Below are 22,942 nucleotides of genomic sequence, written 5' to 3' on the forward strand. Positions count from 1 at the left end.
TAACAGATTGTGCTGGAGATTAAGCGTACTATGCAAGTTCAGAACTCCTTGGATGAAGGAAGGTAAATGGATAGTGATTAGAATATAAGTTTACAGAGATAGCCATAATTGCGGATTATATCAGGTAGAAGGAATTTCAGAGGTTGAAGGCTTTTTTGAAAATAAATATTGGTAACTTAATTTAAATGCGGAAGCAAGAGAACCGTCTCCTTGCTTCCCTTTGCTTCCGTTCCCGTTTCTCACAAACTTTCCATTATTTCTTCACAGTTTCTCCACAATTGCTGGGCAGAATAAAGTTAACGCAATAGAGTTAGCTAAAAACTATTGCGTAATAAATATGGAAGGAGGTGTAATATGGAGAAGAGAATAGTGCTTTTAACCGTTTGCCTGTTTTTAGTATTGGGTATTGTCCAGGTGGCCTCGGCTGCCGGCACGGTTCCGGATGATGGCCCGCGTATGCTGCACAGCGACAAATGGATCAACCCGGTGGAAGCATTAAATCTCACCGACCAACAAATTACAAAAATGCGGGAGATTAATCAGAACACCTATGAGCAAACCCGCGACCTGCGCATTAAAATGATGGACAGCAAGCATGAACTAAAACAGCTGCAGTTGCAGAAAAACCCGGACAAAGCCCAGGTAGATGCCAAAATCAAGGAAATAAACGACCTGCGTGCAAAAATCCACAGTATTTACCAGGAAAGCAGGCAGCAGTGCCAGTCTTTGCTCACCCCGGAGCAGCAGGCCAAGATAAGCGAGTTAAAAGGAAAAAAAGGCTATGGCTTCAGGGGCGGTCCGGGAGCAGCTAATACGCAGTAATTTATGGGGGTTAGTACAGAGAGGAGGTGAATTTTGCTGCCTCCTCTCCATCATAACTTGCCCGGAGGAATCCGGCCTTTATTGACGGAAGATGCTTTACTAAACTAAGTACCATAACCCGAAGGTGTGGCCATTTAACGTAAATAAAAAATAAAAAGGTAAAATGTACAGATAATAATTGACAACAGCATGGCCGGAAAAGCTATTTTAATATAACCTGCGAAGGTTATATGAATGCCTCTTTTTTCCGCCATCCCGGCGACCACTAAATTAGCCGAAGCGCCGATCAATGTTCCATTGCCGCCAAGACAGGCACCCAGGGAAAGAGCCCACCATAAAGGAGTTACGTCCTGTATGCTCCCCAGACGACTCATGTCTTGAATTAGCGGTATCATAGCAGCAACAAATGGTATATTGTCCACAAACGCTGAAGCTATAGCGGAGAGCCAAAGTATAAGCAACCCTGTTGGTAGTAATACACCACCAGTTAGAGCCAGCGATTTTTCAGCGATAAATTCGATAATGCCGACTTGCTCCAGCGCTCCCACCATAATAAAAAGTCCTGTAAAAAAGAAGATCACCGGCCACTCCACGGCGGCAAGGGCACGTTCAGGCTCAACTTTACTTACTAGCAGCAGCAAGGTTGCCCCGGCCAGTGCCACAGTTGCGGAGGCAATATTTATATACTGGTGAAGAATAAAACCGAGAATAGTTAAAAAAATAACAAACAAGCATTTTTTTAACAATAATGCGTCTTTAATTTCGCTTTTTTCTTCTAAACTCATGATGTTTCGGCTGAGATCCTCCCGTGCAAACAATTCTTTTTTATAAATAACCTTTAGACATATGATATTGGCAATATAAACAATTATAATAACAGGGGTCAGGTTGATTACAAAATCCATAAAACCTAAACCATTTGCGCTGCCAATCATAATATTGGGTGGGTCGCCAATCAGGGTGGCAGTGCCCCCTATGTTAGAGGCCATTATTTCAGCGGTTAGGAAAGGGACAGGACTAGTTTGTAATTGTTTAACAATCGCAAAGGTTACAGGGACTATTAATAATACCGTGGTAACATTGTCCAAAAGAGCTGAACATATAGCGGTTATTGCAGACAGAAAAACCATAATTTTAACCGGCTTACCTTTGGCTGCTTTAGCAGCATAAACTGCAAGATATTCAAAAATACCGGTAGCTTTGGTTATGCCGACAATAACCATCATGCCTATTAATAGACCAATGGTATTGAAGTCGATACTCTCGATAGCACGCTGTTGGGTGAATACGCCACACAAGATCAATAAGATAGCACCTGCCAAAGCTACCACTGTTCGGTGGATTTTTTCCGACATAATCAAGGCGTAGGCAAATAAAAAAATAGTACCGGCTATAATAACCTGAATTTGTGCGTTCATAATTATATCCCCTCTCATTTTATAGTTGTTTTTTGCAATGCTTTACGCAATTTCAGTGCCACATGCACAATATTGCTTTCGGTATTTGTAAATTGCATTTTGGCATATGCACAAGCCAGATAGACAAACAAAAGCTTATATTTGCTGCATTAACGGTGTTGTGCAAAAAAAAAGCCCTTATGTATCAATGCATGTTAAAAAATTTATTAATTTATTTTATAATTATGGAACAAAATGTTGATCAATATCGTATAAACTATTAATACTGTTTGTCCGCTGCCTGTGCAGCCGGTAATTTTGGATTAACCTTATTCCGAAGGGATTGAAAAGGTTGCGTTTTAAAAAATTGCTGATATTGCTAACATTTGTGGCTTGTTGGATGCTGCTTGTTCCACAAGCCTTTGCCGGTGTGGATGTTTACGTTGACGGGAAAATCGTACAATTTGATGCCCCGCCCATAGTAGAGGCCTCATCCAATAGGACACTTGTGCCATTCAGGCAGATATTTGAGGCACTGGGGGCCAAAGTGTGGTTTGATAACGGCCAAAAATCCGCTTTTGGGCAAAAAGAAGACCTTACTATACAGCTTCCTCTTAATCAAAAGGTGGCCTATAAAAACAACAATAAAATTCAGCTGGATGTGGCAACCCGGGTGGTTAATGGCCGCACAATGGTTCCGCTGCGGTTTATCGGTGAAACACTTGGCTGCCGTGTGGATGCGCATAGCACGCCGGCGGGCTTAAGAGTGGATATAGCCTGGATAGAATCTGGTCAAACGGCTAATGTACGATCATTAACAGAAATAGTAACAACAACAAATGATCAGGACTTTTTAATAGAACTAAAAGTTGGAGACGGAGAAAACAAAATATATAAATTGGGCAACCCCGATCGCCTGGTTATAGATTTGCAAAATACCACAAACGGGGCAGGTGAAATACTTAATCTGGATAATCCTGTAGTTTCTGCAATTAGGACAGGCCAGTTAAACAGTGCTACCACCCGTGTGGTTTTGGATTTAAAAAATGTGGTGGATTACCAGGTGGAAAAAAATGAGGAGTCGCTGCAAATTAGGATTGATTATCCCGGGCAATCATCTTCTGGTGCAGCTGAACCAACTGAACCAGCTGAACCAACTGAACCAGGTGAAACAACCGGGCCAGATGGATCAGACGAAATAACTGAACCTGCTGATCCTAATGACCAGACCCAACAGCCTACCCGGGAGGTGGACGATAAGTTAATCATTCTAGACCCCGGGCACGGGGGTAAGGATGTAGGGGCCATTGGTTATTCGGGAAAATATGAAAAGAACCTGGTTTTGGATATAACCAACCAACTGAAAACCGCGTTGGAAAACGAAGGATACACAGTAATACTAACCAGGTGGGACGATAGTTATGTATCCCTGGATGAGCGGGTAAATATAGCTGATCGTACAAATGCGTTTGCTTTTGTTAGTATTCATGCCAACAGTGTTGGTAATCCTTCGATTGAGGGACTTGAGGTATACAAATACTATGGCTCTGACCAGAAGCTGGCCCAAAATGTGTTGGATTCGATACTTATGCAAACGGGGCAAGTTAATAGAAAAGTTAAAGAAGCGGGGTTTTATGTGATTAAGAATACACTAATGTCCGCCATCCTTATCGAAACCGGGTTTATCAGCAACCCCCGGGAAGAAGCTTTCCTATGGGATCCAGAAAACCAAAAGGATATTGTCCGGGGTATAGTTGAGGGGATAATGAAGTACTCACGCTAGTAAAAGTGCCCGTGGTTCATGATGAACTGCGGGCACCTTTGTTACTTTTGTTCTTAATTAATGCACAACCTTAAAGCCTAATACTTTTAGCACAAAAAAGTGAAGGCTCTCCAATTTGGCCCAGTTTTTAGTAATATTACTACACGATATATTTGTTTGACAAAAATTACAATATCCCGGCTGTTTATTTTCAAACATCAAATGAACCATTATAATAATGTATATGACCATATTCTTATAATGAAAGGGCAGTTCTTAATGGTAATTAGTGTTAATCAGCGTATTATATTAAAACAATCAGACGATATATATAATGATATACTGCTGCCATTAAAAGAACGTTCTCAGCATAAAGACAAAAAATCTGTTTACTTTTACAGAATAATTGGTTTTAATAACCAAACCGAATTTACTAACAAAACAACTCTGTTACATCAAAAACTGGCCAACTTGGGTAATCTTTATTTGTACTTTATTGAAAATATTCCCATCCCTTTTAATGAATACTTAAACAAAAGAATTAATAAGACTTTTTCTTCATTAATTTGGGATACTTCGGTGTGCCACCGTTCCTTAAACGATACTGAGGGTTATGTGCAGGCGGATATTTTATGTGATATTATAGAATCGGCAGAATTATTCCCGGTACCTAATGCGGAAATAAAAGTCGCATTTAGAATTGTTCTTGGTGAGTATTTAAAAAAGGAAACTTCTATAAATACAGGTATGATAAAAAATTTTATCTCCAAGTTGCTCCTTTGGGCGCACGAGTATATCCCGGAATTCTATAAAACCAAGTCTCCGTGGAATCCCAAAGTAATATATTATGGTGATATTAAGAAACACTCGGTTTATTTTCTGATTTTATTGTCCCAAATTGGTTGTGATGTGCTATATATTAACCCTTACTCTGATCTGGACTATAAAAAAGTTGATAATAGTAACCGGTTTTCCATGCTCCAGGAAGGGAAAATTAAAGTCAAAATTAAAAGATCACCTATAACAAGAATCGGTAAACCAAAACAGCCGGTTAATATAGAACAACTGTATCGGATAGTGCCAACCAAAGGCTGTTCTGCTGTGGTTAAGCTAAAAAGTTCCAACGATATATTAAAAGACATAATGGTGCCGTTAAATAAAAGAAGCGGTTACATTGGAAATCCAGCGCCTGTTTTGCCGGTATACTTTTATAGATATATTGGAATAAACGGAACAACGAAAGTAGCAATTGACGAATATTACAATAAACTTTACCAATTGGATAAAAGTTTAAAAAGCAGACAAAATGGATTTATAAGAATAACAGACCAATTAACTATGCCAGAGAATAGTGAAATTGCGACTTGCAGAGATAAATTGGAGCATGCCAGAGCATTGCTGCTTTATGGCACTGAAAAGGACTTTTTAATAAATAAAGTGATTAACGCTAAAATTTTGCCCACTACCAATAGTCAACCATTAAACAACACTATAAAAACAGCTTTTAGGGATATAATGGGCTTGTTTGATAAAATGGAACCTAACAGCAGTATATCCAAGCTGGAAAACTTTACACTTAAAATAATTTGCTGGATTAACAAATATTTTAAATTCCTGTATAAGGAATTTGATTTTAAAGATAACCCCAAAGTCTTATATTATGGAGATATTAAAAACCACGAAGTGTACCTGTTGATTTATTTATCCAAAATTGGTTGCGATGTTTTATATGTTAATTCAGATATTCAAAAAGACGATATCTTTAAACAAATTGATGATAAGGAAGAATATACAAAACTTGCACAAAATGAACTTAGTAAGAAGCTGGAAAAATTTCCTGAGAGTGAGCGAGTGGTTCGAAAAGCTACCGTTGCTTACAATGCATCCCAGGAAATACAGCAGTTTATTTATAACGGGGATGTGGGGTTATTTAAACCCTGGCAGTTTGAAAATAGTCTGACTCAACCGGTGACTTTAAGAACTACTTATGATGAATTAATCATTCTTTGGCAGGAAGAAGCTAGAGTTAGGCCCGAGTTTAGGGTGGTTGATAATACTGTTTATGTGCCGAATCTTTTTGCTAAGATTAAGGGTACCCATGAGGATTTGGGACGGTACTGGCATGATTATAGAAAGCTGGCAACTTATAAAAATACTCATGTAATAAACGGTGTTCCCTTTACAGAAATAAGATACAATAAGCGAGATTTGTACGCATCAGCATTTTTAATTAACAATTCGGGCTTAATAGATAAAGAAAGGCTATATAAAAGCGACTTTTATAAGTACGGCTATTTGAGAACATCATTGCAGGAATTTATTGTTGATAAAATTGAGGAATTAATTAAGGCGGATATATTTATTAACAATAATAAAGAACTGCCTTTAAAAATATTAATGACCATCATGACTATGGATGAAGGTATTTTGAACTTGCTGGAAATCTTTGATTACCCCGGTGATGTACCAAAAGTTGTTATTTATGATGGTACTAAAGATGTTTTTAGTGATGAAGATGCTATTATTATAGCCTTTTTGAACTTGGTCGGAATAGATATAGTTATTTTTACCCCAACCAACTATAATAATATTGAACTTAAATTAAAAGAAGAATTGATGGATACCCACCAGTTACCATCAGTACAACTGGATTTAATAGCACCTGACATTACCATTAAGCAAGCTGATCAAAATAAACTTAGTTCTTTCCTAAACAATGTCTCACTAAAAATAAGGAGGAAATTTCGTTGAAAATCATAAGGCCTAAAAGGCAGACCGAACAGGCAGTGGAAATAGCTCCTTTTGATTTAGAGAAGCAAAAGCAGGAGGTAGCGGTAAAAGTCCAAAATTCTCCTGTGGTGGATAATATCTTGGAACAAATTGATCTGGAAAATGCTAATACAATTATGACCTTTGGAGCAAACATTACAGAGGAAATAGCCAAGTTTTCCGATCAAATTCTGCACAGTATGGAAACCACCAAAGTGGAAGATTCAGGAGATATGTTGATTCAGCTTAATCGGATAATGGACAAGTTTGATATCAAGGACTTTGAAGATAAAAAACAAGGGTTTCTAGGGAAACTGTTTAATAAGGCCAAGGATTCTATTGAAGCGTTATTTAAAAAGTATCACACCATGGGTGATGAAGTTGATAAGATTTACGTTACCTTGAAGCAGTATGAGACAGAAATCAATAAAACCAATAATGATCTCGAAGAAATGTTTGTGAAAAATCTGGAATACTACGAACAGCTAGAACAATACATCTATGCCGGGGAACTGGCAACCAATGAGGTAAAAAGTAACATAATACCACAAATGCAAATGAAGGCCGACAATAGTGATGATCAACTTGATCAATTAGCGGTAAACAATGTTAACAGAATGTTGGAAATGATGGAGCAGCGGGTACACGATTTAAAATTAGCTGAAAATATTGCTATACAAACCATGCCCAGTATTAAGGCTATTCAAAACGGCAACTATAATTTAATCCGTAAAATAAATTCGGCTTTCATTATTACGTTGCCCATATTTAAGCAATGTCTAATCCAATCAATCATGTTAAAGAGACAGGCAGTTCAGGCTAAGGCTATGCAGGCATTGGATGATAAAACCAATGAACTGCTTTTAAGAAATGCCCAAAATACAGCCCTACAATCCAAAATGACCGCACGACTGGCTTCGGGTAGTTTTGTCAGTATTGAAACACTGCAGAAGTCATGGGAAACAATTGTCAAAGGTATTGAAGAAACCAAGCAAATCCAAGAGGATATGCGTAAGAAAAGGATTGAGGACAGTGAAAAATTACTGGCATTTAAGGAAGAGTTTGAGAATAAGAAAATGCTTAATTAAGTAAGACAGGCCCTTTTGAAAACTTCCATATCATAGCGTTGGTTTCATCAAGACATGGGAAGACATGGGGGGAAGACATGGGGACGTTTCATTTGTCTTACGCATACAAAGTATGCATATGTCTTGCAAACATAGATCTCGAGACTCCGAAAAGTAGTAGGTTCGTTTGCGAAAGAAAAACGGCAAGAGAAGTAGGGCAAACAGGTCTAACTGAAGGGTCAAGCTGTAGCGAAAAAATGCATAGAATAGAACAATAAATGTAATCTAATTCAGCCGGGTGGAACTTATTAAAGCGAATTGTCGGCAAAAGAAATTAGATCCCACTTGTAATTAAAGAGGCGGGTCCAACCCTCGTGGTTCAACTAACTAAGCTTTTATTTGTCGGGTTCTGTATCCCGATATGGAAATGCTTTAATAAAACTACCTTCCTTCGTCACGCTAAGCAGCTTCCCAATAAATGCTTCCTGGTAAACATACAGTTTCCTTTCCACCATCCTGGCCGTTAAATGCTCATCCCAGGGAACAGCCAGTTTTAGCAGGCTGTTTATTTCCTTTGCTGGTATCCTTTTACCGCTGGCCACACTCAAGTATGTCTCGCTGTCATAACACCAGGCCCGAAAGTTTATATGGTAGCGCTGGGCCAGGCGGGTGGCGATTTCCAGCCCCTTAACATCAAAATCCCCGCTGTAATAGATGGTGCAGCCGGCCTCGACAAGCTGGTCAAACAAGGTGAGGGCGGCCACGCTGGGCTGGCCGCTGCCGCAGACCAGCGGGGGCAGGGAGGCGGCGGGGCAGGTGTCCAAGAAGGTGCTGAATACCGCCGGGTTTTCGACCACATAAATATTCCGTCCGGGCTGCCAGAGAGTTTTTGTTTCCAGAAAACGCAGGGGCAGGATCAAAGGGCTGGCCGCAGCGTTGGCACAGTCGAATACGGCAAATCGGAGATCCTCCGGGCGTACCTGCAAACCGGCCACAGCCACGCTGGATGAAATATCATCGTCCAAAAGCCCAGCCTCCCGGAACAGGGCGCGTTTGCCTTCGGCGGTGTAATCAGTTTCGGGTATGTCCAGGTAATGCAGCAGCCCGTGAAAAAGTAGCCTGCCGATGGCATTGTCGCTGTCCAGGGCATGGGGGTCCCCGGTCAGCAAGGTGGCAAATACGGGTATACGTATGCTTTGTCCCCGGTGGCCGGCCAGGTAATCCAGTGCCTTTACGGTTATGGAGGCATCATTTGCAGCTTTTTTGCAGTTTTGCCGGTACAGGGCTAAAAGGGTGCGGTAGCCGTTCCCGCTTCCTTGAAACAGCCGGTCCAGCCAATCCCGGCTGACCGGAGTTTGGGCTTTTTCCCGCAGCTGCTCAAAAAATTGTAACCACAGGCGCTTGGCATGTTGCGTTTTCTCTTGGTTTGTAACAATTTTTTCCTTCCAGTAAACCTCCAGAAAAGCATGCAGACCGGTTTCCAGGGGGCTGTTCTTGAGCAGCTCGTCCAGTTCCGCCAGTGAAATTTTTACTTTGGTCAAACCCAGGCAATTTTTGCCCAGAAATCCGCCGATCAGGTCCTGCTCCTCCGTAGTGAGATTATCCAGGACCACGGTGCCGCGCAGGCCGTTTAGTGATTGTATTTTGTTTTTAGTCAGGGCGAATAGCCTCTTAAAACAAGGCTGCCTCAGGTAATTAAGCATTTCTTCCTTCATTGTTGGGTTGTCCTCCGACATCTTCCTCCGCAGCATCTCCGCTTACCTCTACATCCTCCGCCAAATCCCCGTCCCCCAGGCTCTCATCCACCAATATCCGCTTATAACCGTTCCAATAATACTGGAATAAGGTCACAAAATCAGTATCCTTGGGGCGGTAGATTTCGTAAACCGACAGCCGGGGCACCGTGTCGTAACAGCCCCACAACAGCTGGCTCGTCATCATGTAGTCAAAATCCAGTTGGGTCAAAAGCCCGAACATATCCCGCATATTTTCATCGTCCACCCCGGCAAAAGCCTCGTCCAGGGAAATAATTTTAGGCGCTTCGGGGCGGCAGTCGTTGTAGCGGGAGTAAGTGGCGGCAAACAGCGGTATATACATGGACAGCGCTTTTTCACCGCCGCTCATGGCGTTAAAGCGGCTGTCGGTTAGCTCCCGGCGGGGCTGTTCACCCTTTTCAAAGTACAGGGTAAACCGGAACCACTCCCGGTAATCCAGCAGCCGGTAAATCCACTGGCGTAGGGTGTCATGCTGGTCGGCCTCCTGCTTGGCCCAGTTAATCCGGGACCTGAAGTGTTCTATCATTTGCTCGATTTCCTGGTAACGCAGCATTTGGGAATCCTTTTTCAATAAGCTGACCAGTTGCAGCGTGTCCATTTCTTTTTCATTGGCCGCCGGTTTGGGCTCCCATTTGAGGTGCAGGCGCAGGCCGCTGGAAGTATCCCTTTGCTCCATTAAAATGTTCATTTGTTTGACCCACTGCTCGGCCCGTAAAATTCTATGGCGAATGGCCTTGCCCACGCTGTGAATAATGATTTGCTCGTAAAGCTCCCGGTCTTTCTGGCTTAAGAGTAGTTTCTGCTCCTCTTCGGTGGCTTTTAGCTCCTGCACCAGGGCATGGGGCGGCAGCGGGTTATGACGGTCGCGCATGAACAGCACCAGGTTGCGCTGGTGCTCGTCATCGGGTACCAGTTCCGGCCCGTAGGTATGCAGGTTGCCCCGGCATTCCTGGAATACGATGAGTAAATCATTGGTGATGCTGTCTTTGCTTTTTTGAATATATTTTTCGTCCCGGTACCTGTGCAGCACCTGCTGGGCCACATGGTACAGCCCGGGCAGTTCTTTCTGGCTGGCTTTGATCTCCGTCCAGTCGTCCAGCAAATACCGGTCCCACTCGGCCAGCCAGGCGGCGCGGGCCTGGCTTAAAGCAGTTTCCTTTTCTGTTAAAAGCTCTTGAGCAGCGGCCAGTTTAGTTTGTTCAACCCCTTGCTTTACTTTGAGATCGCTTAAGGCGTTGTTTAGCGAAGCAATGGCTTTTTCCAGCAGCCTGCGCTTTTGCTCCAGCTCGCTCAGCTGCCGGTCGATATCTTCAATGCCCAGATCCTGCAGCGCTTTTTCCAGGGCCTTGATTTGCACGTTAATCTCCAGCAGCGCTGCCTGCAGGTTTTCCATGTCTCCGGTTTCTTCGGCCATCTTTTCCGCAGCTTCCAGCAAGTCGGCCTCGCACCGCTTCAGGTTTTGCAAGCTGGAGCGGTGGCTGGACCAGTGGGAGCGCAATTCCCCCAGGTGCTGGCGGTACCAGTTGATTTGCTCCAGGGCACCGTTCAGGCCCCGTGTATTGGGGGGGATGGTCCAGCCCTGTGTAAAATCATGCAGCTCCGCCAGTGCTTCCTGGAAGGCCCGGGAGGTTTCGCGCAGCAGTTCTACTTTTTGCTTTTCTTCCTCCAGGGCCAGCCCCATTTCCCTTTTGGCCTGGGCCAGCCGGGTATAGGCGTCCTGCAGGTCTGCACCTCCCGGGAAGAGGGCTTTTTGCTGGGCCAGCCGGGTTAACGATTCTTCAATACCTGTGATTTGGCTGGTGCACTCGTCAATAATACGCTGCTCTTCATCCATCAGTGCTTCCAGGCGGGCCATTTCAGCCAGCCGGGTGCGGTGCCGGGTTTCTTTACCGATATATTCGGCCCGCTCTTTGGGGGCCGCCTTGCCGCACAGGGCTCCCAGCTGGAAGTAGCCACGGGCGTTAACCGATGCTGCCACGTTATCCCCGCCGGTGTTGCCCAGCCTGATGGTGCGCAGAATCTCATCTATTATTTCCGCTTTAACGGAGCCGTCCTCCGGGGGCGTGGGGCGCAGGTAATCCGCCAGGGTATTGCCCAGCAGTACGGGTTGGGGGGTGATCCAGATTTCTTCTTCCTCCGCGCCCAGGGCGGCCAGACCCTGGTTGCTCACCCAGGCATCCAAAAGGCCGCTTTGCTGCAGGGCTGCTTCCAGGTTGGCTTTTTGCTCCTCGCTGACCTGTGCCTTAAACTCACAAACCGCATAGAGGGGCGCACCTCCGGCACCTTTACCGCGCAGGCGGCGGGACCGTTCCCGGGCCTCGGAGCGGGGCGGCTCCGGGTCTTTAAGGTTTTTCCATTCCTGCCACTGGTTCTGCAGACGCTCGTACTCTGCCTGGTGCTGGTTTTTTTGCTGGGTGATTTGCACGATTTGCTCATGCAAATGCAGATGGCAGCGGTTATAGGCTTCCAGCACGGGCTCTTTTACCGCCTCGTAGGAAGCGTCCGGGAACAAGGCCAGGCGGTGTAAAATTGTTTGCAGCTCTGTATCACTGAGCTGCAGTTCCTGCAGTTCTTTGCGCCAGGCAAAGATTTGCTCCTGGTAAGATTTTTGTACCAGCTCAAAGTTTTCTTCTTCAAAGCGGTAGCTGTCCTCGGCGGTATCCCGTCTCTGGCGGGCCTGGCCTACTTCCCTTTCCGCCAGGTCCCGGGCATACTTCTTTTGATCCACTTGTTTGGCCATCTCCAGGGCCTGACTGATACGCTTGTGCTGGGAATCCAAATCATTTAGCCAATTGGGCCACTGGCTAAAGTCCTCGGGTATGTCCCGGTCCCAATAGCGGTGGTAGACATCATGCCGGGCAAAATCACATTCCCGGGCTGCAGCTTCCAGTTCATCAAGGGCATCTTTTTGTAATGCTGCATATTCCAGCACATCGCCCGCATATCTTTCCCGGTCCCGCTCGTACTCATCCTGCTTGGCCCGCCAGTAATCCAGGCTTCTAGTTATCCGCGCAGCCTGCTGGTCGGTTCTTTCTTTTTCCTGGCGCAGCAGGTTAAGCTTATCCCGTATTTCCAGCGCTTCGGAGGCGGCCAGCACCTCATGGCGGGCTTTGGTTTCCAGCAGCTGCGCAGTATGTTCCTCCAGCTTTTGGTTGTGCTCCTGCAGTGCCTCTCTGATTTCCTGCAGCTTTTCATCCAGTTCCCGGACGGTGCTTTGCTGGTTGTCCCACTGCTTTTTAGCCTGCAGCAACTGGCTGGAACGGCTATAGAGCAGGTATTTGTTGTATCGGTTGTAGACTTGCCACAGCTTTTCCGCTTCTCTGCGGTGCAGGCAGACCTCTTCCAGGTGGTCGTTGATTTGATCCATATCCTCCAATACTTCCGATAGGGGGCGCAGCTCTTCATCCTGCAGCGGGGGCAGGGCATTGCTTAAAATCTCATAAATTGTGGTTGGTTTGAAATCCTTGGAAAGCTTGGGGCTACGGAGCTGCAGCAGCAAGTCCAGCAATTCCTGGAAGGAATGTAAATCGTTATAGCCAAAGAGCAGCTTATTGACCATTTCCATATATTTGCCCTGCTCGGTGACCACCTGCCCGCCCTCACCGATGATGTTTTCCAGCTGCGAGCGGGTGAGGGGTATTTTTTGTTCCTGCCCCTGGCTGTAGTCCTGGTTGTAAAGCAATATTTCCCGGCCAATGCGGCGGTTGTCCGTAATGGCAAAGCCCCAGAAGTTCACGGGTGCATTGCGGCGCGCCCGCAGTCCGATGCCAATGGTTAAATAGCGGTTCTGGGCCGGGTGAAAAAATTCCAGGTAAAGGTAACCGATGCGGTCATGAATGCCGCTGTTGGGCTCCAGCAGCAGGTAATAGTCGATTTTGCGGTCCCTGGAGCCAAAAGGGTCCAGGCGGGCGGGGCGTTTATTGCCGTCCAGCACCAGGGGCAAAAAGCTTTGCATGGTTACCGACTTGCCCGAGCCGTTGGTCCCCCGCAGGATCAACCGACCGTCCCGTAGGTGATACTGCACCTCATCGGTGTAATACCAGAAATTAAAAATACCGGCTAAATTCATTTGCCAGCGGTTACGCATTATTCTTCATCCTCATTATTAAGATAATGGCCGTTCCAGCGGCCCAGGGCCGGGTGCAACAGTATTATTTGCTCGTTTACTGTGGCCAGCCCCCAGCCTGTTAAGTGCTCCAGTAATTCCCGGGCCAGCTCGTTGCTTTTGACCTGGCGCAGCTGCTGGCTCCACAAAGATTTATGCTTTTCCCGCAGGCCTAGCAAAATGACCTCCAGCTCAGCCAGGGTCAGTGGTACACACCCCTGCTCATCGGTATAAATGCTGGTGTCTTGTTTATGCAATAGGCGCCGGATTTCCCCCGCCAGCAGCAAAGCAATATCAGATATGTTTTTGGCGGTGGGAAAAAGCTCAGTTTCCGCCGAATGGTCCGGGTAAAAGAAGATTAGCCCTTCCCGGTAACGCTGGCCTTCCAGGCCGAAACGGGTGGCGAGGTGCTCTAAAATGGTGTGCCGTTGGGTGAGCACATAGTAGCGCTCGTCCTGGCTCCACTCCCAGTCGTGGACCACCGGCTCCTGCAGCAGCCGGCGGTAAACCCTGTGCCTGCGGCGGCGCAGCTGTCCTTCCTGGTTATCAGGGTAAGCCAGTTCACCTAGTGACTCCAAGGAATCATAAGTAGTCAAATCCCTGGGAAAGTGCCTTAACACGTAGCGGGAGAGCATGGAACATTCGTAAAGGACATTTCTATCGCTGCCCGTACGGGCCCATTCCATTTCATCCCCGTCCACCGCCACCAGCACTTTGAGTTCCCTCATTTGTTTAAGCGCCCGGTACATGGATTGCCGGTGCTGGTATAGGGTAAAATCCAGGGACATCGAGCTGCCCGTAAGGTGATTTTTTATTTCTTCAATCATTTCGGTTAGTAAAAACTGATCTGTTTCGCTTTTACCTTCGAGAAACCATAGACAATATGTAAAAAGGGCATAATCCAGAGGCTCATTAAGTAACTCCAGGCCCATCCAATCGTGGGCCCGCCCCGGTATTTTTTCCAGCCGGGCTATTTGCCTGGTTAAGAGCAGGCTGAAACCGCAGTATTCCTGGAACCAGTCCTTTAATTCCTGGTAATAGCTCCGAATATTCTGGTATAGCTCGGGATCATCGGCTTTACTTACCCAGGGTCGGTTTAACAGGCTGATAAAGCAGTTTACCTTGTCCACCTGGTTATTGCGGGCCGCACGGGCCATGTGTGGGTCCTCCTTTTTCTACTACTGAGCAAGGGTGGCACGGGCTTGTTGTAAGCCGTTTTAAAGGTATACGCTGTTGCAGTTAGACTTTACGCTTAAAAGTCAAAGTATAATCGGGCATGTCGAGTTCCCCGTCCTCACAGTGTAAAACAGTACGCCGCCCGTTTGCCGGAAGCGAGAGTTTAATTTCAATACCTTCCGGGGTGCGCATGTGCCGGGATTTGTTTGCCAGACACATACCGATCCACTGCAGCAGCTGCTGTCTGGTCAAAGCCGGGATGGTATCTAATGCAGATATGGTCACAGCGCCCCGCTCGATAAATTTACCCAGCAAGGCGGCCTGCTGCCTCTGGTGGGCCAGGTACTCGGCTTTGGCTTTGTGCTGCCGGTGGCTTTGGTTTTGCACCGGCTCGGGGCCGGAGCTGCGCAATCTTTTTCTGCTGCGGGAGCGCAAAGAGCGAATATTGGGGCCGGACTGCCACATGGAAATATCCGGCGACTCGGTGTCCTTTTCATCTTCCCCCTGAAAGTGGCGGCAGCGGTACAGTCCGAAGGCGTAGGCTGCCAGGCGGTGCGCTTCACTCGCGGTGGGCAGGGCATAAAACCACTGGCCCAGGTAATCCAGCTCCCGCCTGCGGCTGATGCCCCAGCGGCGTTTTTCTTGAATGCGCAGCGCGGAGCGCACAATGCGGGCAATGGTGTTCTTGGTGGTTTGCTCCAAATAATAAACATCGCTGTTTTCGCCGGCCTCCCCTAAAAACCAGCGCTTTAGGCTTTGCCAGCGGTCCTGCAGCTGCTGCAAAACTTCTTCCGGGGTCGGTGGCTCATCGAGCTGGGGCCGGGCCAGTATAGCACTTTGCACCTTTAATAAAAAATTTTGCTGAGCCTTTTGATCAAACTGGGGAAGAATCCCTTCGATGCGATAAGCATGGCGCTGCAGACCCTGGACAAAGCCCTGCAAGTAATCGGTAACCGAATTTTTGTAGGCCAAAAAAGCCTCCGTTTGCATTAACTCCTCGGTTTTGCTGCTTTGCAGGCTGGCGATATAGTCAGCGGCATTTTCGGTCAGTTTAACAAAGTTATCATAAACTTCATCCCAGAGGAGCAAAGCCTCAGCAGCAGGGGCATCCTGGGGAAGCTCGATTATTTTTTGTAAAGTTAAAGCAATATTTTCAAATAAAGACGGTTCCAGTGAGCCGCCGTAGCCGTGGATATTTTCCAGCCCCACCACCATGCGTTCTATCTCCACCGAGTAAGGGGTCATCATATAGCGAAACTTTTTGCGCAGATATTCTTCAACAGTGGTGGAACGCCCGCCATCGTGCTGGGGGACAAGATTTCTCCATTCCACCAGCTGGTTTAAATCCTGCTGGCATTGTTCGATAGTATAGTTTGGCAGCAGCCCGTAAGCCATGACGCCCCTATATACTTCCTCGGGCCGCAGCCAGTATTGCAAACGCTGGTGATGCTCATAAAAGCAGCGCATTAGGCAGCGATAGCGGTCGACATTTTGGGCGTTCAAATAGTTTGTTTCGAGTATGGGCTTTAATAAACTGTCGTTCATGGCCATTTAACCTCAAAAAATGCGTTTCATTTTTCATGTAAACTTCTATTTAAATGGACCAAAAACCTGCCGGGTATTTTTACTCAGTTCTAAAACATATATGGTCTGGTTTAAGAAAACAGCACATAAAACCGGTCCGGTCTTCAAACCGGTGAAAATATCATAAAATTAAGAGCACTAAACTACTCAGTGCTCTTTCCGTCACAATCACTTATCAATATCTTTTAATAACTGCTTGCAGATAAGATAAAGACAATTCATCAATCTTCATAGATCCATTCCCCCAAGGAAACCCATTTTACCCGTGTCCCACTCCCAGGTATTATTTGTTCGGCTTTTTCTAGCGCCTAATTTTTCCAACAGATTTGCCGCTGAATTAATTATACTGGCAATGATATTTTCCGGATCGTAAATTAAATAATGGTATTCAACAAGATCAAAGTATATGGGGTGAACCTTTAGTGCTTCTTCCCGAGTCAAAATATAAGGGGAAAGCTCAATGAAAATATCCTCTTGTTCATATAGTGTCTGAGCTAATTTTTCATGTTTCATTTCTACGTTCTCGACAAAATCACCAAGTCGGCGACTAAAACCGGGGGCACTGGTGAGGATTATCAACAGGTCCAGGTCCGAGTTTTTACGGTTGTCCCCGCGGGCATAGGATCCGAAGACGGCGCAGCCCACAAGGGAATCGCCGTAATAATTGATCACTTCATTCAGAACAGCGATAATATACTGCCTGTGCAAAGGTGAAAATACCCTCATTTTCGGTAATATTTTTTCCATCAAGGCAACCACCACTGAAAATATTTAATGTACTCATAATAACATAGGCAATAATTGGATGCAAATTAATAGTATCCAGATTCCGTTAAGTTTCAGAAACCGGGTGTAGGACTTGGCAAACAAGTGATAGCCTTATTTTGGGAATGGCGCAAGCCAAACCCAAAACCTACCCGAGCATTAGCCTATCTGAAAAATAAATACGTGCGATTATTCTGGCTCAACCAGAGTATATCCATAGAAATCTTCGGTCAAATAACCAAAGAGGATGCAATTAAAATTGCCGAAAACCTAAAATAACTTTGATTAACCTTTGCGTATATGCTTAATCTGCATCAGCTTATATTCATATTAAATTTTGCAAGAATGTTCGGTAATAACATGTTGGGGGTAGGGTAGAGGTGGGCCTTTTCGGAGCTCTGAATCTGTGAATTGTGCCCGCCCCTTTGTACACTAAATTTTGTCCGTTATCCCGTATATTTTCATCATCAATCCCGGCGAAGGCCTCGTCCAGGGAAATAATGTTAGGCGCTTCGGGATAACAGTCATTGTAGTGCGAGGTGGCTGCGAATAAGGGTATATACATGGACAGCACTTTTACCGCTGCTTATGGTGTTAATGCGGCTGTCGGTTAACTCCCGGTGGGGCTATTCGCCCTTCTCCAAGTACAGGGTGAATCGGAACCACCACCGGTAATCCAGTAGCCTGTAAATCCACTGGCGCAGGGTGTCATGCTGGTTGACCTCTTGCTTGACCCAGTTGAAAAAAACCTGCGTCTGGTTCGCACCGGCAGGGGATGCCTACACCCGTATTATTTTAGTTCGTTAATATATTGCCCTGGCGAGGGACTGTCCCCGAGCACTCATAGATTCCAATACAGAAAAAAGCGGGAAGTTAAGCAGATACCTTGCCATTATCAAGGAAAATGCTGAAAAAGGCTCCGAGCTTGTGCGGCAAATGCAATACACCACCGAACTTGAAAGTTGCGGTACAAATATAAGCGTAGTACCCATCAATATTACCTCATTCATGGAACAAAAAGTACGTAATTACGAGTTGTAAGTAAAGCAGAAAGAGATAGGGATTACAACCGAGATACAAGGTGCAAGCGATAGGTGCTGTCTATTAGATACTGAAAAACTGGGACGCATCCTCGACAATATCATGTCCAATAGCCTGCAGTATACACCGAAGGGTGGTAGGATAAATATATTTGTGAAGCTAGAACAAAACAGAGTTTTTTATGAAGTCAGTGATACTGGGACTGGTTTCAGTAAAAAAGATAGAGACAAAATTTTTGAAAAGTTCTATAGAGGCGATGAGGCGAGAGGAAGCAAAGAAGGTCATTCCGGATTCGGACTTTATATCGCAAAGCAATTAGTTGAAAAGCACGGTGGTTCCATAAAAGTTTATAATGTTAAAGACGGAGGCGCATGTGTAGCTTTCGATCTCGAAGTGTTTAATAACAGGTAAAGAACGTTCAGAAATTTATTGCCCACAGAGAAGTTTGATATCAGCTAAATGAACAGTGAAATACCTACGGAAATGTGCATTAAATACCGCAGAACAGGAAATGCAGTCATTCTCTCCACTGCGCTGTCAAGGCTAAATACCTTTTTAGACAGCGAATTGGAACAAATTTTATGCTTTGATACTGCAATCGACGCGGAAAAGTTTTGCAACACAAAATTTTTTAAATTTTGCAAGAGTGTTCGGTAATAACGTGCTGGGGGGTAGGGTAGAGGTGGGCCTTTTCAAAGCTCTGAGTCCGTGAATTGTGCCCGATCCTTTGCACACTAAATTTTGTCCGTTATCCCGTATATTTTCATCATCAATCTCGGCAAAACAGTTAATGTCTTAATGAAAAAGGTAACCATAGTTGCCAATGATTCCGGTTTTATTATTTCCCTTTGAAGAAATGGTACATTTCCTCTACTGAAGCAAATTTCAATTCCTTTGTAGCAATCTTGTGTATCAGACCGCTTCCCACATTCCCCTTATGCTTTGCATGAATTATACAAGTACGCTTAATTCCGTCTGGTCCGATGCCTTTCCAAACAGCAGACTTGCCCTGCCTTTTCATTCCCAAGTTACGGCAAATTTGTTCAATATCATCCCAGGTAAACGTATACCCCATTAACCTTCCAGCACCTTATTTAAATCTAGCACCCGGTAAATTTGATCCCTGTCCCCTTTACAGCGAATGATGCGCCTTAAGTACCAATAATGTGCACGGCGATCACCTGACGGACTTAAATAAAACGGTAAGTCATTTAAATAAACCTCAGTGTAGTCAACAATATTGTCAATAAAGTCTTCGATAGCTTCTCTTTTAGTCGGGCCTACACCGTAAACACCGGTTTCCTGATTATATAATGAATAATGCTCGGTTTCCTCCGTGGGTTCGTCTATCCATTCAAATGAAAAAGTCTTAGTTTCACATAATTCGTCAAGTAGTACCGTTGATATTAAGGAAACAGGTTTGTCATCTTTTCTTTTGGTATCCGCTAATATAAATTCTTTTCCTATAATGGCTTCCCGCCTTAATGCAGACAATTTATTCTTTGCCTCGTGGATAGGTACACTAGGCATAAGCTTATCACTCCTTCTCAAATACCTTACCCTCATTATAATAGAATATGGCTATTATAGCCATATTCTATTAAGGGAAAATATATAATCGATTTTATAAGAATTATGATTAGCCCATATTGTTGTATTGTGGTCGGATGACTGTGAGGACAAGATTAAAATGCTTAAATCACTCGGAGTCTAGGAGCTGAAAGCCTGGGAGTAGGCAAACACGAGGAAAGACTACTGGAGAATCTCTAATCCCTCCAAGATTAAATTGTCAGGTGTCAACAGCATGTTCCCAGGCCATCTAGGCTTATATAGAGTAGGACCGACGAACATTTAAAATTGCAGAAAACCGATCAGAAAGGGTATAATATAATTAAGAGAAAATTTTCCAGTAAAGAGGATATATCAATGCCCAAAAAACCTTGGCAACCTAAATACAATTATAGCGAAGCCATCGTAAAAGCTTTAATGAAAATTGAAGGTGCTAAAGCTGTAATGGATCATGTTACCTTACCTCCGGCGATTGAAAATGATCTTCGGCATCGCACCCGTGTGCGTTCGAGTCATTTCTCCACATTTATTGAGGGAAATAAGCTTACATTAAGTGAGGTAGCCGAAGTGTTGGAAGGGCAAGTGACAGCACTGCAAAATAGGGAACGAGACGTACTTGAGGTGCGGAATTATTGGAATGCCCTGCTAAAAGTTGAAAAGTGGGCAGCCAGTAAAACTGCATTAACAGAGAAATCAATACGGCAGTTGCATGCTATATTAGAAAAAGGTAAACGAGCAAAACCCACGCCCTACCGGGATGGCCAAAATACAGTTCGCGACAGTATAACCAGGAGCATTGTGTATATGCCTCCCGAAGCTAAAGATGTACCAATTTTAATGGGTGAAATGATAGCCTGGCTTAATAAAGTAGAAAAAGAAAACATTCCAATCCCAATTATAGCTTCTTTGATTCATTATCAATTAGTAACTATTCATCCGTTTTGGGATGGCAATGGTAGAACAGCAAGATTGCTAGCAACTTTTATTCTGCATCGTGGAGGCTATGGAATAAACGGTTTTTTTTCGCTTGAGGAACATCACGCAAGAGATCTCAACGGATATTATGATTCTCTAATGGTTCATCCCAATCATAACTACTACATGGGGCGGGCAGATGCAAGTCTAAATAAGTGGCTTGAATACTTTCTAAACACCCTGACATATGTTTTTAATGAAGCAAAGAACGAAGCACTGCATCTCCTTAAAAAGGAACAGGAAGAACCAGCTTGGTTGAGTAAACTTGATCGCCGGGCAAGAGTAGTGGCAGGTCTTTTTTCAAGTGCTGAATATATTACATCTTCTGATGTAGCCGCTACATTGGGACTATCCCCCCGCATGGCTCGTGAACTTCTCAAAGAGTGGGTAAATGATGGATGGCTGATAGTAAGTAACTCATCTAAAAAAGGGCGACAGTATAGTTTAACGGCAAAATAACGGCAATTTAACGGCAATTTAACGGCAATATGACATATCCAACTTTTATATTAAATGTAAAAGCTTAATTCCCTTTCCTTACGCAGTCGCTTGGAAATCTTTTCAATGTCATCCTTCAACGAGGGTCGGGGGAAGCAAGGAACGGTGTTTCTCCAGTGTACGGCTCACGTCATGAACTTTAGGCACTTCAACTCCAATAGCCCTTAAAACAGCCTTCAGTAGGAGTTCTACCAATTCTTGAGCTTCCCTAACTACATCAGAGTACGCCTCGTTATCTTTGTAAAAGAATAATGCCTTAAAACGAACTTGTGCCTTTTTCAGATTAGATAAAGACAATTCATCAATCTTCATAGATCCATTCCCCCAAGGAAACCCATTTTACCCGTGTCCCACTCCCAGGTATTATTTGTTCGGCTTTTTCTAGCGCCTGATTTTTCCAACAGATTTGCCGCTGAATTAATTATACGATCAATCATATTTTCCGGATCGTAAATGACATAATTATGTTCAATAAGGTCAAAGTATATGGGGTGAACCTTTAGTGCCTCTTCCCGCGTCAAAATATAAGGGGAAAGCTCAATAAAAACATCCTTTTGTTCGTATAGTGTTTGAGCTAATTTTTCATGCTTCATTTCTACGTTCTCGACAAAATCACCAAGTCGGCGACTAAATCCGGGGGCACTGGTGAGGATTATCAACAGGTCCAGGTCCGAGTTTTTACGGTTGTCCCCGCGGGCATAGGAACCAAAGACGGCGCAGCCCACAAGAGAATCGCCGTAATAATTGACCACTTCATTCAGCACAGCGATAATATACTGCCTGTGCAAAGGCGAAAATACCCTCATTTTCGGTAATATTTTTTCCGTCAAGGTAATCACCACTTAAGCATTTCATTTAATGCATTTATAATAACACAGGTAATAATTGGGTGCAATTAAACTTGTATTATCCGGGTTACTCTGGAAGTCCTATATAATGGAACCTTAGCCCCCAAAATTAATTATCGAGGATCTTCTCTATTGCCATTTGAGCTACTGCATGTAAATTGCCAATTTCAGCGAAGCTGGTTTAGATCCAGCTGGTACTGTTCGATAGTGTGGTTTTGCAGCACCCGTAAGCCATGACGCCCCTGTATAATTCCTCGGGCCGCGGCCAGTAGCACTCGCGCGGCTGCCAGTGTGATATGTTCAAGGAAACGGGATATCATAAAAGCAGTAAATGTTTTATTAAAGCATGTACAAGATATTTTTACCTTATGAGGGAGGATCTAATAAATGTCCGACGTTGAAATGTTGGTAAAGGAAAAGCTTGTTTCTCTTAAAAAGCAGGCTATCAATGCTCTGGCTGAGAAAAATCCCCAGCTATATTCCTTGCTGAACATATATTTGACCGGGAAAAAGTACCGCTTTGGCTTGCAAATTACGGAGGATGGCAGAAAAGTAGATGATTTTACCATACTTAGCGAAGGACTGGATATAACTGAAGTGCAAAGCGGGGTGCTGTCCCCCGAAGTGCAGCATCCCTTTGGAGTTATTAAACCTTATGCTATTATTGAAAAGGATGCCCTGGAGAAAATGTTACAGGATGAACATGCCTTTGTTCATGAACCCTTTACTATGCTGCGTAAGTATATATCGGACATTACCATAAAGTTCATGAGATAAAAACAAGCACCT

General features: G+C 44.5%; 18 protein-coding genes. 8 read left to right on the top strand and 10 right to left on the bottom strand.

What is annotated here, in order from left to right; genetic code table 11:
- Nucleotides 1-354 precede the first annotated feature (354 nt).
- A complete protein-coding gene (locus DESGI_RS04550) occupies nucleotides 355-822 on the top strand; it encodes a Spy/CpxP family protein refolding chaperone (protein WP_006521157.1) in 468 nt (155 codons plus the stop codon).
- Between the two features lie 134 nt (nucleotides 823-956).
- On the opposite strand, the gene DESGI_RS04555 is transcribed toward DESGI_RS04550, so the two are convergent.
- A complete protein-coding gene (locus DESGI_RS04555; protein WP_006521158.1) occupies nucleotides 957-2,240 on the bottom strand; it encodes an ArsB/NhaD family transporter in 1,284 nt (427 codons plus the stop codon).
- Nucleotides 2,241-2,571: 331 nt separating this feature from the next.
- Here DESGI_RS04555 and DESGI_RS04565 point away from each other — a divergent pair, with 331 nt between their 5' ends.
- From DESGI_RS04565 to DESGI_RS04575, 3 genes are all read left to right on the top strand, one after another.
- On the top strand, nucleotides 2,572-4,002 hold the full coding sequence (locus DESGI_RS04565) for an N-acetylmuramoyl-L-alanine amidase family protein (protein ID WP_006521159.1): 1,431 nt from the start codon (nucleotides 2,572-2,574) through the stop codon (nucleotides 4,000-4,002).
- Between the two features lie 258 nt (nucleotides 4,003-4,260).
- Nucleotides 4,261-6,732 carry a YceG family protein gene (locus DESGI_RS04570; protein ID WP_006521160.1) on the top strand — a complete coding sequence of 824 codons (2,472 nt, stop codon included), beginning with the start codon at nucleotides 4,261-4,263 and terminating at the stop codon, nucleotides 6,730-6,732.
- A complete protein-coding gene (locus DESGI_RS04575; RefSeq protein ID WP_006521161.1) occupies nucleotides 6,729-7,838 on the top strand; it encodes a toxic anion resistance protein in 1,110 nt (369 codons plus the stop codon). The genes DESGI_RS04570 and DESGI_RS04575 overlap by 4 nt, the downstream gene beginning before the upstream one ends.
- 374 nt (nucleotides 7,839-8,212) lie before the next feature.
- On the opposite strand, the gene DESGI_RS04580 is transcribed toward DESGI_RS04575, so the two are convergent.
- From DESGI_RS04580 to DESGI_RS04600, 5 genes are all read right to left on the bottom strand, one after another.
- Nucleotides 8,213-9,532, bottom strand: a complete 1,320-nt coding sequence (locus tag DESGI_RS04580; RefSeq protein WP_006521162.1) for a TIGR02679 family protein — start codon at nucleotides 9,530-9,532, stop codon at nucleotides 8,213-8,215.
- On the bottom strand, nucleotides 9,513-13,679 hold the full coding sequence (locus DESGI_RS04585; protein WP_006521163.1) for a TIGR02680 family protein: 4,167 nt from the start codon (nucleotides 13,677-13,679) through the stop codon (nucleotides 9,513-9,515). Before DESGI_RS04585 ends, DESGI_RS04580 begins: the two co-directional genes overlap by 20 nt.
- Nucleotides 13,679-14,854: a TIGR02678 family protein gene (locus DESGI_RS04590; protein WP_006521164.1), complete on the bottom strand. Its 1,176-nt coding sequence runs from the start codon at nucleotides 14,852-14,854 to the stop codon at nucleotides 13,679-13,681. The genes DESGI_RS04585 and DESGI_RS04590 overlap by 1 nt, the downstream gene beginning before the upstream one ends.
- Before the next feature lie 82 nt (nucleotides 14,855-14,936).
- Complete coding sequence (locus tag DESGI_RS04595; RefSeq protein WP_006521165.1) at nucleotides 14,937-16,418, bottom strand: TIGR02677 family protein; 1,482 nt, start codon at nucleotides 16,416-16,418, stop codon at nucleotides 14,937-14,939.
- Between the two features lie 267 nt (nucleotides 16,419-16,685).
- On the bottom strand, nucleotides 16,686-17,204 hold the full coding sequence (locus tag DESGI_RS04600; protein WP_006521166.1) for a nucleotidyltransferase domain-containing protein: 519 nt from the start codon (nucleotides 17,202-17,204) through the stop codon (nucleotides 16,686-16,688).
- 123 nt (nucleotides 17,205-17,327) lie between these two features.
- On the opposite strand from DESGI_RS04600, the gene DESGI_RS26390 reads away from it, so the two are divergent.
- Nucleotides 17,328-17,501, top strand: coding sequence for a DUF4367 domain-containing protein (locus DESGI_RS26390; protein WP_157872723.1), 174 nt, complete (start codon nucleotides 17,328-17,330; stop codon nucleotides 17,499-17,501).
- A gap of 46 nt (nucleotides 17,502-17,547) precedes the next feature.
- Here the strand turns inward: DESGI_RS26390 and DESGI_RS26395 are convergent, their stop codons facing one another.
- Entirely contained in the window at nucleotides 17,548-17,787 is a 240-nt protein-coding gene (locus tag DESGI_RS26395) for an SbcC/MukB-like Walker B domain-containing protein (protein ID WP_353740039.1), read from the bottom strand.
- Nucleotides 17,788-18,341: 554 nt separating this feature from the next.
- Here DESGI_RS26395 and DESGI_RS22880 point away from each other — a divergent pair.
- Nucleotides 18,342-18,674, top strand: coding sequence for a sensor histidine kinase (locus DESGI_RS22880; protein ID WP_281168114.1), 333 nt, complete (start codon nucleotides 18,342-18,344; stop codon nucleotides 18,672-18,674).
- A 663-nt stretch (nucleotides 18,675-19,337) separates the two neighbouring features.
- Here the strand turns inward: DESGI_RS22880 and DESGI_RS04615 are convergent.
- Nucleotides 19,338-19,793 (bottom strand): hypothetical protein, encoded by a 456-nt coding sequence (locus DESGI_RS04615; protein WP_006521169.1) that lies wholly within the window; start codon nucleotides 19,791-19,793, stop codon nucleotides 19,338-19,340.
- Between the two features lie 396 nt (nucleotides 19,794-20,189).
- Here DESGI_RS04615 and DESGI_RS04620 point away from each other — a divergent pair, with 396 nt between their 5' ends.
- Nucleotides 20,190-21,266, top strand: a complete 1,077-nt coding sequence (locus DESGI_RS04620) for a Fic family protein (RefSeq protein ID WP_006521170.1) — start codon at nucleotides 20,190-20,192, stop codon at nucleotides 21,264-21,266.
- A 108-nt stretch (nucleotides 21,267-21,374) separates the two neighbouring features.
- Here DESGI_RS04620 and DESGI_RS04625 read toward each other — a convergent pair whose 3' ends face one another.
- Both DESGI_RS04625 and DESGI_RS04630 read right to left on the bottom strand, forming a co-directional pair.
- Nucleotides 21,375-21,617, bottom strand: a complete 243-nt coding sequence (locus DESGI_RS04625) for a HEPN domain-containing protein (protein WP_006521171.1) — start codon at nucleotides 21,615-21,617, stop codon at nucleotides 21,375-21,377.
- The gene (locus tag DESGI_RS04630; RefSeq protein WP_245561186.1) at nucleotides 21,614-22,144 is read right to left on the bottom strand and encodes a nucleotidyltransferase domain-containing protein; all 531 of its coding nucleotides are present in this window, start codon (nucleotides 22,142-22,144) and stop codon (nucleotides 21,614-21,616) included. The genes DESGI_RS04625 and DESGI_RS04630 overlap by 4 nt, the downstream gene beginning before the upstream one ends.
- Nucleotides 22,145-22,540: 396 nt before the next feature.
- On the opposite strand from DESGI_RS04630, the gene DESGI_RS04635 reads away from it, so the two are divergent.
- Nucleotides 22,541-22,930, top strand: coding sequence for a hypothetical protein (locus DESGI_RS04635; protein ID WP_006521173.1), 390 nt, complete (start codon nucleotides 22,541-22,543; stop codon nucleotides 22,928-22,930).
- The last annotated feature ends 12 nt before the right edge of the window (nucleotides 22,931-22,942 follow it).

Origin of the sequence: Desulfoscipio gibsoniae DSM 7213 (assembly GCF_000233715.2) — a bacterium.
Lineage (GTDB): Bacteria > Bacillota > Desulfotomaculia > Desulfotomaculales > Desulfallaceae > Sporotomaculum > Sporotomaculum gibsoniae.